Here is a 13098-nt window from a genome sequence, read left to right as displayed (position 1 = left end):
ACCTTTTTATATTTCCTGCCCTTTGTACTGCCCTCTGCTTCAATTCTGCCTTGTTCCTGCAGACCGCCAGCAGCGTTTTGATCCTTGATTCTTTCACGCCGATAAAGATATATCCTGCCCCAATCCTATATTACCCCTGCACCATTGCCAATACCCAGTCATACAACGGGCAGAATGCGATGGGCAGAAAGACTGCTGGCATGTAGTTCATGATTTTCAGTTTCGTATCCGCCACCAGGTTCAGTCCCATGGCGATAATAATCAGGGAACCGACGCAAGTCATCATGTTAATGACATCGCTGGTCAGGGCCGGTGCCACGACGCCAGCCAGCAATACGATGGCGCCTTCAAAGAGAAATACTGTGATAGAAGAAAAGATAACGCCCATGCCCAGGGAGGCCGCAAACATCATGGCGCCTACTCCGTCCATGGCCGTCTTGGTGAACAGCAAGGTGTTGTCCCCTTTCAGTCCAGCGTTCAAGGAGCCTACAATGGACATCGCACCTACACACATCATCAAACTGGAGGTGATAAACCCTTGTGCAAAATTGGACTTGCCGCCCCGGCTATCAAACTTCTTTTCTAATCTTTCGGCAAAACCATTGAAGCGCTGTTCAATTCGAAAACCCTCCCCCATCATAGCCCCGAAAACCATGGCCATGATTAAAATGAGCGTATTATTGCCTTCGAGTGTTCCTGCAATGCCAATATAGATCGAACAAAGCCCCAATCCCTTCAGAATAATATCATTCCAGCTTTCCGGGATAATTTTCTTTGCCAGAAAGCCGATGGTTCCTCCAAGCAAAATCGCTGCTGTATCGCTGATAACTCCTATCATCTTCCGTCTCCTTCTGTTACTGTTGATAGAAATATCCTACATCATTATTTTGCTTTTATCAACTGTAATCAAAGAAATTCGTAAGATCCGTGGCTGCTCCTGACGTAAAAAATCTCCACGCCTCTTTTTCTAAGCCGGTACTCCATATTGCAGACCAAGTATTCCCGCGTAGCTGACTCCATCTTGCCCATTTCCGGACTTTTTAGCTCTATGGCATTTCCGCCCTGGCGTCTGCCTTCAAAAATATAAGGACCCTGCGTAATCTTAAAACCCTTTTCCCCTATTTTCTCTACTTCCGCTCCTTTATAAGTGGCCAGTTTATATCTCTGCCCCTCATAATTGATACAAGCAAAAGTTCCCATGATAGGAATGGGCCCCAAGGGAATTGTCGCTGCCGCAACGGCAATCTGGCAGTCTGTACTGCCAAACCAGTTGCATTGGCTCCACATATATCTCCTGGGGAAAGACTTCCCAAAATCAGTTTCCAGATAACCTTTGCCACCGTTAAAATCATAGACTTTGCCGTCTATTTCGAGAGTTCCTGACAGCCGCTGTTCCATAGAGAGGATTCCGTGTTTACAAGGCAGTGGAAATACAGCGAGAGGCCCCATGACATTAAATTTTCTGCCTTTCTCTCTGTCAAAGTAGATATCACCTTTGATCATCAAATCCTCTTCTTCTATATCGATATGGATACAAGCATCCGTAAAAACATTTTTCTCCATGACGATGAACATGGTGCGATTCAGGTTCATATTGATGGGATTTTGATAAGTGTAATAGTAAGAGCGGTCCGGCAGAACGATCTGCAAGCTGCCCGACAGCTTTCCATCTTCATCATAAGAAACCTCCGGAATAAAAGCGATTGTCAGTTCCTCACACTGTTCCTTAAAATACCATCCCTCAAAAAAGTTTGTTTTTTTCATATCAGCCTCCTACTTGTTGTTAGGCATAGTATTGTCATTTTTCCCAGAGAAAATTTATAGTATGACATTCTTTCCTGCGAAACGCGAGTCGCGCCGCGTCAGGTCTCATGCAAAAAATTCGCAAATCTTCGATCTGCTGATTTCGATTGCCACCTTGCAGCTCTTTGGGTAGAATGCTATACTTAATGTATGAAAATCAGGAGGTGCACAGATGACTTTAGGACATGAAAAATTATCTTTTTTAAACACGCCTACACGGCTGGACCGCATGAACCGAATCTCTGACGAACTCGGGATCAATCTCTATCTGAAAAGAGACGACCTGACCAATTTCGGGACAGGTGGCAATAAACTTCGTAAGCTGGAATACCTGGCAAAGGATGCGATGGACAAAGGTGCCACCATGCTGCTGACGGTAGGCGGACCGCAGACAAACCACGGCAGGCTGACCGGTGCAGTCGCAGCCAAATATGGCCTCAAAGCTGCCATTGTTGCAGTAGGTGATTATCCGGGCGAGATGTCAGCCAACCTTTTGTTAGACGGCATCATGGGATGCCCTGTCTATCTGGTTAAAGACGACGGCCAGCATACAGAGGGTCAATTGCTCCATGAGGCTGTAGCAAAGGTGACCGAGGAATGGGAGGCAAAAGGCGAAAAGGTCTATTACATCCCTCTGGGCGGTTCCAATGAACTGGGCGTCCTTGGCTACTATGACTGTGCTGTAGAACTTGCGGAGCAGACTGCTCAGATGGGGCTTGAACAAGTCCGAGTCGTTACAACGGTGGGCAGCATGGGAACTTATATGGGATTACAGGTGGCAGCAATGAACGAAAAATTGCCGCTCCACATTACTGGTGTCGGCATTGAGCCTTTTGAAGAAGGCATCGTGAATGTAGCAGAATCCTATTATAAGCGCGTCAAAGAATTCTACAACCTAGCCTTAGACATCAGAACAGAAGATTTTGATTTGGTCAGCGACTATCACTTTGGCGCCTACAACAATCCGGTCAAAGAAGTCCGCGAGGCGATTTACTACATGGGCAGAAAAGAAGCCGTCATTCTGGATCCCTGCTATACAGGAAAGACTTTTGCTGGCATCGTAGACATGGCGAAAACCGGCAGAATCAAACCCGGCGAAAACGTGGTCATGATTCATACCGGCGGAATCCCTGGTATCTACACCAAACATCATCGGATAGAAATGGAGAAAGAACTGGAAGGTTACATCCATATTATTTAAAGCAAAAATCAAAAACAGGACGTTCCGAAAACGTCCTGTTTTGGTTTTCATTTTACCAACAAGGTGAGATGCAGCTAGTGCAGAGATAGAACGTGCAGCAGTCAGAACAACAGTCATTATTGCGGTTCTGATCGTACCCTTGCGCATTGGATCTGCCCCGGTACATGGCACCCGCTCCTCTCATCTGCTGTAAAACCTGCTGATATTCAAAATTGTTCGGATCCATATCGATGGCCTGTCTCACATTGCTCATCGCGTCATCAATCCACCCTTTTTTATATGAGAGGACTCCGCTGAGGAAGAACCATTCTGCATCGCGATTTGGGGAATTGACCAACATCTGTTCCGCACCAGAAAGATCATTTCGGTCCAACGCCTGTCTTACAGCGTAATAATTGCTGGCATTACTTGCGGTCTGTCCGCTGCGGCCCTGCGTACCGCTGCCATAAGTGCCTCTTGTCGGACGATTCTTCATCAATGCATCATAGGCCTCGTTCACCTCTTGCAGTTTTTCCTCTGCCAAATCTGCCAGCGGATTATTTTGATATTTATCTGGATGATATTTCTTAACTAAGTCTTTGTATGCTGCTTTAATTTCTGCTTCTGAAGCTCCCTGCTTTACGCCTAATACTTCATACGGATTGTTCATTCAATTCTGTCCTTTCCCTCAGGATTACATCTGTTCGTACACGTAATCCCATAAATATGATATTATCTATGATTCCTTTGTTCTTTTTGATTTGCAGAAGGTCGTAGGCATTACTAGCCTCGGCAAGATAATTATATAGCAAATCTCCTATCCCCTCAAGCTTATTTTCTCTAAAAATCAAAGGATTATAATGTCCTGCCTCTATATCTTTCTCGTAATCGTCTAAAGCATCGATGGTATAGATCCATTTGCCCAGATGACGACCCAGCTGACCCAGCACTTGTGCGGAACCTGCAGCAGGATCGTAACCGATGAAAAGCGTCTCCATGATATCGGCAAACGTATCTGCCACCAAATCCAGTTTTCCGGAATTTTCTCTTTCCAGTTCAGAGAGGTCCGTAAGAGAATGCTCTACTTTATGACAAATCTCAGGATGCATTTTCTGCAGTTTTCCATAAGCGCCTGATAAAGCGCTTTTTCCGAGCAGCCCTACCTTGCTTTGCTCGTCTTTCCAATCGTCGAGGAACTTGTGGTAAGCCAAAATAACCATCACGTCTGCTGCATAATCCAGGGCTTCATTTCCAAAAACTACCGGTTTTTTCTTTATATGGTGGGTGATACAATGTTCCTGCAGGACGATGTCTGTTTCTTCTGAAAGTCCTGCTAAAACCAGTGCGAGGAATACGGAGTCGTAACTCAGGGTCATTCTGGGAAGCTGTCCGAACCGTCTGCCGATGGACTTACAGATTCCGCAATAGTATGCCTGATACATATCAAATTCACGCACTTTCAACTCATTTTTTTCGATTGTCACATATCCTAACATAATTTATTTCAATCCATATTCTGAGCTTATGTATTGCTCAAAATGACACGGCAACTTTTCTGCCTTTTAAAGAATAATATTATTTAGATGATAAACTACTTTTATGAAGGTTTCAAGAAGTCTATGTGAAATTTATCGTCGTAAGGTTGACAAATTCTTCACCTAATTGTTAACATAGGATATGTAAGAGGAAAAAGTGCAATTACTAGTTGGGAGAGAAATCATGAAAAAGACAAGAATCATATTAACAATCGTTACAACTCTAGCAGCCCTTTTCATCACCTGCAGCATTGCCTTCGGCAGCAACGCCGTGGTAGACTCGAAGACTTACAGTCATAACAGTAAATTTGACAATTGTATCATACTAGATGGTGTAGACGTCTCTTACCATCAAGGTGGTTCTATTGACTGGAATGATGTAAAACGTCAAGGAATTGATTATGCTATTCTTCGAATCGGCTTTACTGGACAGAACTCACCTTTCAGCCGTAATTCAGACAGCACTTTCGAGCGTAACTATACAGCCGCAAAAGAAGCTGGACTGATGGTCGGAGTCTATTACTACTCCTGTGCGACTTCTATCAGCGAAGCACAGAAAGAAGCTCAATACGTCCTACAGCTTTTAGATGGTCGAGATCTGGATTTGCCTGTAGTTATGGACTATGAGTTCCAAAGCGGCGATACACGACTTCACAATGCCTTCAATAAAAAAACGCTCTCTGCTGGAAGGAGTTGGGCTACCTCAAATGCTTTAGCTTTTTTGAAAGTAATTAATGATGGCGGTTATGATCCAATGATTTACGCTAGTAGAGGTGTTCTTGACATCAATTTCAATTCAAGTACATGCAAATTCAATGTCAGTCTTATTGATAGTAAATACAAAATTTGGATGGCTTCTTGGGATTCATTTACTAGTTATGCCCGCCCATATGAGCATTGGCAGTACACTAGCAGCGGCAGCGTCAATGGAATCAGCGGCCGTGTCGACTGTAACTTCTGGTATTACGATAATGCCGCAGAAAAGACGAAAGCAGGAACAACCTCCATTAAAAAGGCTGATATCAAATTAGGCGCTACTTCTTTTAAGTACAATAAGAACAAGAAGTATCCGAAAGTTACCGTCAAGTACAATGGGACAACCTTGACCCAGGGTACAGACTACAAAGTGAATTACATAAAGAATGTACTGGCGGGAACAGCCTATGCGATGGTGACAGGAAAAGGTAAATACTCTAATACGCAATTAGTACCGTTTACCATCAGCAAAGCCAATCTTGCCGATGTCGCAACTGTTTCAGATGTTGCCGATGTCACCTACAGCGGTAAGTTGAAGATACCGTCAGTCAAGGTAAAACATGCTGGAACGACCCTAAAGAAGAATACAGATTATACTGTAAGCTACTCAAACAACAGGAATGCCGGAACAGCCTCAATCAAAATAACAGGCAAGAGGAACTACAGTGGTACGATTACCAAGACCTTTAAGATTAACAAAGCGACGCCTAAATTCACTGGCTATATTGGTTACACGAGAACGCCAAGCCGTCCAGACTTCAAACTGAACACCAAGTGTGACAGTGGTGCTTCCCTGACCTACAAGTCCAGCGATCCATCTATCGCAACGGTAAGCTCGAACGGCACGGTTTCACTGAAGGGCGGAACAGGGATTGTTTACATCACAGTGACAAGTCCTGAAACCCAGAACTATAAGGCAGCTACAAGAGAAATTCGGATTACTGTAAATCCAGAAGAAGCAGCGACTGCAACCATCACTACAGGGGCAAGCTCCTACGACAAGAATGTCAACGACAGTCCATTCAGTCTCAATGCTTCAACTAACAGCGACGGTACTATGACTTATAGTTCAAGTAACACAGAAGTCGCTACAGTCGATACTAAAGGTAACGTTACACTGAAAGGAATCGAAGGAACCGCAACAATTACGATCAAAGTAGCAGCAACCGGAAAATATACTGCCGCTACGAAGACTGTCAAAGTAACAGTGACGAAAGATGATATGCATCCTAGCAGTGGTATCATCAACGGCGTACAGAACACCACGCTAAAAGCTCGTTCTGAAGCAGGAAAAGGATACATCAGAGTATACTGGACCAAATCCTACGGGTACAAGGTCGACTACTTCGAAGTCTTCCGCTCCGTAAAAAAAGACAGTGGTTACGGTACCGAAGCCTTCTACAGATCTAAGACAGGCGAGGCAAGATCCTATAAGAACAATAAAGCATTAGTAAAGGGGACTCGTTACTACTACAAAGTCAGAGGTGTCAGAGACATCGACGGAGAAACCTATTACACAAAATGGTCTTTAAAAGCAATCAGAACTGCAAAGTAAATGTAAATGCAAAAAACGACTTAGTCCTATTTCGGACTAAGTCGTTTTTCATTATATAATATAGTTCTCACTCCAGGCAATCAATTCTTCTAACGGCATCGCTTTTCCATAGAAATAACCCTGATAAATTCTGCAGCCCAGGCTGCGGAGCAAGTCCCGCTGTTCCTCGGTCTCCACATATTCAGCGATGACCTCGAAATTCAGTTTCTCAGACAGCTGACAGATCGTCTTGACGATTTCCTTTGAGCGAGGGTTTACAGAAATCTCTCTGACCAGGCTGCCATCCAGCTTTACATAGTCAAAATTACTGTTCTGCAGATAGCTCATAGAACTGTACCCCATGCCGAAATCATCCATGATGATGCCGATGCCATTGGCCTCAAGGCGCTGCAGGCCTTGTCTCACTCTCTGCGTGCCAGAGAGGGCTACCCGCTCTGTAATCTCAAAAGCCAGTTTGCATTGACCCAGATCATATCGCTTGAGGTTCTTTTCCACATCATCATAGAATTTCTGACTGTCAAGCTGCATGGCCGAAATATTGATAGAGACTTTGAGACCATCTAACCCCTGCGCCTTCAGATAGCCGATATCCTTACAGGCGCAGTTGAGCACAATCAGCTCCAGTTCATGAAGATAATCGTCCTCCACTGCCAGATAAAGCAGGAGCGGCGGATAGATATAACCGCAGGCCGGATGTTTCCAGCGAAGCAGCCCTTCGACACCGATGAGACGGCCTTTGTCATCTACCTGCGGTTGATAGAACAGTCTCAGCTGTCCGTCTTCAATGGCAGTATGCATATCAGAGAGGAGGCGCCTGGCAGCTTTGTTTTTTGCTTCTGTGCCCTTTGTCAGAGACGGGACGACACCGATGCTCTCCATCTCCTTCACGTAATCGACCAGGGTGTCGATATTTTCTTTCACAACGCCAGTATATGGTTTTTCAAGAACTCTTACAAATGGCATATATATCAGAACGCCGATACAGATATTGAATATCTGCAGCAGGCTGCCGGCGATGGAACCGGTGGTCAGATAACCGCTGAGAATCACCGGCGTCGTCCAGTTGACTGATGCGTTTACCACAGGCACAAAATCCAAAGATACGGCGGCGGTCGAAGTAATCAGCGTGATGACTGGCGTCAAAACAAATGGCACTAGAAGGACTGGGTTGAAAATGACCGGCAGACCGAAAATCAGGGTCTCATTGACGTTAAAAAGAACCGGCAGAAAGCTCAGTTTAGCCAGACGCCGTTTCCCTTTATTTTTCATAAAAAGCAGAATGGCAATCAGCAGACTGATTGCTGTGCCGCTGCCGCCCATGAGCACGAAGGTATCAAAAAATGTCTTCGAAAACACTTCTCCCCATCGATCAGCGAACAAGGTCGTAGCCACATCGTCCAGCACATTACTGCCGTGGATGCCAAACATCCACATGAAATGCACGAGGAAGATGAAGAGGATGGAACTGCCAAAATTGCGCCCCAGATTATCGAAGAGTTCCATCGCAATCACAGATAGTACATTTTGGGAAACTGCCGCGCCGAATATGACATCCAAGACTACGCTTGCCAGGCCAAACAACCCTATGGTTACAACAGATGGAATAATCAGATATACAAATTTGGTGGAGCCTTTGCTGCTTCGATAGATATTCTTGCCGTGCCGCTTATAGACTTTTTCTAAAAGCTGGTGATAAAGTGCTGAAGAAAGCAGTGCGATCACAACCGCCGTAAGGGTCCACATCTGACTGAAAATGGTAATATCGAGTTCTGCCGGCTCCATTCCCATGCCCACAAATACCACGTATGAAATCACCGAAATGATCGGATACGAGGAAGGCTCTCTTGCGTTATAATATTTCGCATAGTAGTAACTGATGGTAATCAGTAAAATCAGAGATAAGGCGCAGATCGTGTAATCGTATATGGAATCAAAGAAAGCGTAAACTCTTCCGTTCCAAATCTCCGTGATAAAATTTTGATAAGGCGTAATTGGCAGTGAGGTAATCATCAAACTGAAAGCGCCCATCAGAAGGAATGGAATCGCGGCAACGAAGCCATTCCTGATGACATTGATCAAAGTGTTATTTTCTATTCTCTCAAAGATTTTGTCTAATTTTCCCATATACGTTCACCCGTAAGGTCTATGCGCCCTTTTCCTTCATCTCTTCTTCCAACTCTCTGTAAGCTACCTTGCCGACGAGAGTCTTCGGCAGCATGGTTCTGAATTCCAGCTTCTTCGGAATGGCGTATTTAGCAATATGCTTCTCACAATATTTTAAGATGGCTTTGCGGGTTTCATCGTCCGGTTCCACACCCGGTTTCAGCACCACAAAGGCCACTACTTTCTGCATCTTAAGTGGATCTGGTACGCCGATTACACAACTCATATGAACAAAGTCGTGAGCGTCCAATATGTTTTCTATCTGGGACGGATATACATTGTAACCGCTGGTGACAATCATCCTTTTGATTCTCTGGCGGAAATAAACGAAGCCATCCTCGTCCATCATGCCCAAATCACCAGTATGGAGCCAGGTCAACCCGTCTCCGTGGTCTTTTAAGGCGGATGCCGTCTCTTCTGGATGATTGAGATATCCCATCATCACCGTCGGACCGGCGATACAGATTTCTCCTTCCTTCCCATAAGAGACTTCGTCACAGGTACCGACCTTGACAATCTTGTAATAGGTGTCTGGGAAAGGCAGTCCGATGCTTCCTTCTTTTTCCATGTGGACCGGAGTCAGACAACTGGCCGTGACACATTCTGTCGTTCCATATCCTTCTCTGACAACCACATGGGCCCCGTGGGCTCTCAGGAACTTGTCAAAGCGTTTTTTTAGTTCAATGGACAAAGAGTCTCCTCCGCTGAAAACCCCCTTCAAACAGGCTAAATTGACCTTATTCAAGGAAGGCAGCCGCAGAAGTGCTTCGTACAGGGTCGGAACACCGGCGATGAAGTTAGGCTGGTGCTTTTTCAAAAGCTTGGCATAACTCTCCGCATTAAAGCGAGGAATCAAGATACAGCGCCCTCCGCTGGCAACCATGGAATGAATGCTGACTCCCAGGCCGAAGCCGTGGAACATGGGCATCACCGCCAACATCTTGTCTCCCGGTTTAAACATCTTGTTCGTAGCGATGATCTGTGCTGCCAAAGCGTTGAAATTCAGGTTGGAAAGGAGAATTCCCTTCATGGTACCCGTGGTTCCGCCGCTGTAAAGGATTGCTGCAGGATCCGCATCTTTTCTTCTTACCGCATAATCCGCTTTATATCCTTTGCCGTTTTTGATAAAAGAATTCCACCAGATGATGACCGCGTCCTTTGGCACCTTCTTTATTTTGCGGCCCTCTACCAGATAATAGCCCTTCTTTTTGATGGGGCTGAGTACATCCTTGACACTGGTCAGAATCAGGCTCCGCAGCGGTACGTTATGTCTGATGTTCTCAAATTTACCATACATCTGGTCTAACGTCAAGCATACGGCGCTGCCCGATTCCCTCAGGCAGAATTCAATTTCCTTTTCACTGGAAAGCGGATGCACCATATTGGAAACAGCCCCGATCAGATTCACCGCATAGAACATGATCAGTGTCTGGGGTGCATTGGGCATGCAAATAGTTACCGCCTCCCCTTCCTGCACACCAATCGCCTTTAAGGCTCTGGCACAGTCATTGATTTCTTTGATAAATGTTTTGTATGTGGTCTTGCTGCCCATGAAGTCGTAGGCTATATAATCGGGATACTTGCCGGCAATCGACTCTACTGCCTCATACATACTTCCCTTTTGATATTCTAAATGAGAGGGCACCCCTCCCAGATTCTTAAGCCACGGCATTTTAATCTCTCTCATAATCCACTTCCTCCCTGGCCGGAGTCTCCAACAACTCCGGGTTGTGCAGCAAATATTTCAATAATTTCACAGTCTTGGAATAGTAATATCCGTCGGCAATTCGTTCGTCTAGGGTCAAGCCGATGTCGATTACCTCCCGTCCATCAACCACCTTTTTTTCTCCCAAAACGACAAAAATCGAGTTCGTTCCCCAATTAGAAAGATGATGATAGCCTGATTTCAAGCCGATAGATCCCAGGTTTGTCACAAAGACTGTGGAATAATTGGGATCTTCTTTGATTAAAAAGTCCGGCACTCGCCCGTAGAAGTCCAGCTTGTGCAATATCCACATCACAAACCGCAGCACAAAACGAGGAAGCTTGGTCAGTCTATCCATCCCCTGGGTGGAGTTGTCCATGCCATTTCCCCTGCATTTATGAATGATGTTATATATCTTTTCCCTGACGATTTCAATATTGGCGTCTTCTTCAAATGTGACAAAGGCTAAAGCCTCGCCGCCCTCGTCTGCAAATTCCTTCTTTACGACGAAGGCTGCTGACAAAACGTCTCGCTGATAGATTCTGCACCCTTTGATAAACCGATTCATCTTTGGCCGTAAGGTGATCGTCTTCACCAGGGCTGCGATAATTATCTGAAACAGCTTATACTGCATTTCCGGATTCTCAGCGTTCTTTTTTGCCATATATGCGTTGATATTTGTCAAATCGATGCGCTCACAGATGTAGGCCTCGTTATCCGCCCTGTTGGGGTACAGATAGGGGACGAATGCGTGCAGTGCGTCCATGTCCCTCAGCCATCTGGCATCCTTTCGATCGCCAAATCTCTTTTTTTCTTTCTGTCTCATCCCTTGCCCTTTCAACTTGTATCGAATGTTCATTACTAACTAATAATTGTACTTTTTTTACGGTCAAATGTCAAATCGAACCAGGTGAAAAAGGCGCGAAACCCAGATGGGTTTTGCGCCTTTCAGATACTATTTCAAATTCTTAAGAAGTTCTACGACAAACTTGTACATCTTCTGCGTGGATTTGATGCTCATTCGCTCCCCTGGTGAATGGAAATATTCGCAGTTTGGCCCGATAGCAATCGCGTCCATCTGCGGATCTTTTTCGATGAACATGGCACATTCAATCCCTGCATGGGCTACCAGAGAATACATCTCTTCGCCGAACATCTGACGGTAAACTTCCTGTGCCTTCAATCTCAGCGCCGAATCAGGATTGAATTCCCAAGGGACATAACCGCCAAAATAGGTCACCTCTGCGCCAAAGATTTCTGCCAGGCTGTCGACTTTATCCAATATGTCCTTTACGGTCGTCATATAGGCAGCTCTGGTTTCCGCCGTGAGGAAGAGTCTTCCTTCCCCTACCTCTATGGTGCCGACGTTGTTGGAGCTTTCCACCACGCCCGGAATCGCACCGTTCATCTTGGCAATCCCATTGGGGAACAAATCTATAATCTGCACGATCTTTTTCTTGTCGTCGGGAATGAGAGTTTCTTCCGCCTCTGTTTTTTCCATGCGCACGGAAAGCGCAGGCGCTGCAGCAAAGTATTCTTTCTTGAAAATCGTCGCCATCTCCGCAACGTGCTCCCTGAGATAGTCTTCCTTACCGCGGTCTACCATGACGGTGCACTGACCGTCTCTTGGAATTGCCAGCCTGTAAGAGCCCGCCTTCATGGAGCAGAGTGAAATTTCTTCATCGCGAATGAGCCTGATCAGCAATTCGATCGCATTGCCGCGGCCTCTGTGAATGTCCTCGCCAGAATGGCCGCCTTCCATACCTTCTACATACAGCTTATAAAACACGCCCTTTTCTGGAGCCGACGTCCATTGGAGCGGCAGTTCAAAGTTGATACCGCTGCCGCCGCAGCTTCCCGCCAGAACCTGATTTTCTTCTGCATTGTCCAAGTTGATGATCCGTTTTCCGCAGAACAAGTCAGTAGATATATTTGCCGCGCCGTCAAAAGTGGATTCTTCACAGACGGTAAAGATGACTTCCAGAGGCGGATGCGCCAAGCTATCGTCTTCCAAGATCGCCATGGCATAGGCCACGCCGATACCGTTGTCAGCGCCCAGAGAAGTTCCGCAGTCAGAGGAAACCCAGTCTCCATCTACCCGCAGGGTAATAGGGTCTTTTGTAAAATCGTGGCTGCTCTCCGGTGTTTTCTCGCAGACCATGTCCAGATGGGCCTGCAGAATGACCGGTGCAGCTTCTTCATAGCCGGCAGACGGTCCTTTTTTGATGACCAGATTGCAGTATTCGTCCTGCACTGCATCAAAACCTTGTTCCTTTGCCCAAGCTAGAATGAAGTCACTGACTCTCTTCTCATCGCCAGAGTTTCTTGGAATCTTGTCAATCTCTTCAAAGAAATAGAATACCCGTTTCGGCTCTAAGTTTAACATGTCATTCACCTTCGT

General features: G+C 45.7%; 10 protein-coding genes. 2 read left to right on the top strand and 8 right to left on the bottom strand.

What is annotated here, in order from left to right; translation table 11 throughout:
- Window positions 1–130: 130 nt before the first annotated feature.
- Window positions 131–838, bottom strand: coding sequence for a DUF554 domain-containing protein (locus tag ACMQ5W_RS02540; protein WP_419023137.1), 708 nt, complete (start codon window positions 836–838; stop codon window positions 131–133).
- A gap of 68 nt (window positions 839–906) precedes the next feature.
- Entirely contained in the window at window positions 907–1764 is an 858-nt protein-coding gene (locus ACMQ5W_RS02535) for a tocopherol cyclase family protein (RefSeq protein WP_148491446.1), read from the bottom strand.
- 211 nt (window positions 1765–1975) lie between these two features.
- On the opposite strand from ACMQ5W_RS02535, the gene ACMQ5W_RS02530 reads away from it, so the two are divergent.
- A complete protein-coding gene (locus ACMQ5W_RS02530; protein ID WP_419023135.1) occupies window positions 1976–3004 on the top strand; it encodes a 1-aminocyclopropane-1-carboxylate deaminase/D-cysteine desulfhydrase in 1029 nt (342 codons plus the stop codon).
- 52 nt (window positions 3005–3056) lie between these two features.
- On the opposite strand, the gene ACMQ5W_RS02525 is transcribed toward ACMQ5W_RS02530, so the two are convergent.
- A complete protein-coding gene (locus tag ACMQ5W_RS02525) occupies window positions 3057–3653 on the bottom strand; it encodes a J domain-containing protein (protein ID WP_419023133.1) in 597 nt (198 codons plus the stop codon).
- Window positions 3637–4467, bottom strand: a complete 831-nt coding sequence (locus ACMQ5W_RS02520; protein ID WP_148491443.1) for a DUF5685 family protein — start codon at window positions 4465–4467, stop codon at window positions 3637–3639. Before ACMQ5W_RS02520 ends, ACMQ5W_RS02525 begins: the two co-directional genes overlap by 17 nt.
- A 235-nt stretch (window positions 4468–4702) precedes the next feature.
- Here ACMQ5W_RS02520 and ACMQ5W_RS02515 point away from each other — a divergent pair, with 235 nt between their 5' ends.
- The gene (locus tag ACMQ5W_RS02515) at window positions 4703–6829 is read left to right on the top strand and encodes a GH25 family lysozyme (RefSeq protein ID WP_419023131.1); all 2127 of its coding nucleotides are present in this window, start codon (window positions 4703–4705) and stop codon (window positions 6827–6829) included.
- A 51-nt stretch (window positions 6830–6880) separates the two neighbouring features.
- Here the strand turns inward: ACMQ5W_RS02515 and ACMQ5W_RS02510 are convergent, their stop codons facing one another.
- The 4 genes from ACMQ5W_RS02510 to pepD all read right to left on the bottom strand — a co-directional run bounded on the left by ACMQ5W_RS02510 (window position 6881) and on the right by pepD (window position 13083).
- Window positions 6881–8953: an EAL domain-containing protein gene (locus tag ACMQ5W_RS02510; RefSeq protein WP_419023129.1), complete on the bottom strand. Its 2073-nt coding sequence runs from the start codon at window positions 8951–8953 to the stop codon at window positions 6881–6883.
- Window positions 8954–8972: 19 nt separating this feature from the next.
- Window positions 8973–10679: a class I adenylate-forming enzyme family protein gene (locus tag ACMQ5W_RS02505; protein ID WP_419023127.1), complete on the bottom strand. Its 1707-nt coding sequence runs from the start codon at window positions 10677–10679 to the stop codon at window positions 8973–8975.
- The gene (locus ACMQ5W_RS02500) at window positions 10666–11523 is read right to left on the bottom strand and encodes a hypothetical protein (protein WP_419023125.1); all 858 of its coding nucleotides are present in this window, start codon (window positions 11521–11523) and stop codon (window positions 10666–10668) included. Before ACMQ5W_RS02500 ends, ACMQ5W_RS02505 begins: the two co-directional genes overlap by 14 nt.
- Before the next feature lie 129 nt (window positions 11524–11652).
- Window positions 11653–13083 (bottom strand): beta-Ala-His dipeptidase, encoded by a 1431-nt coding sequence (gene pepD, locus ACMQ5W_RS02495; protein ID WP_419023123.1) that lies wholly within the window; start codon window positions 13081–13083, stop codon window positions 11653–11655.
- Between the last annotated feature and the right edge of the window lie 15 nt (window positions 13084–13098).

The organism is Emergencia sp., from assembly GCF_048465375.1.
GTDB lineage: Bacteria > Bacillota > Clostridia > Peptostreptococcales > Anaerovoracaceae > Senimuribacter.
Note: the sequence above shows the minus strand (reverse complement) of the source record. Positions and strands in the feature narration are given on the sequence as shown.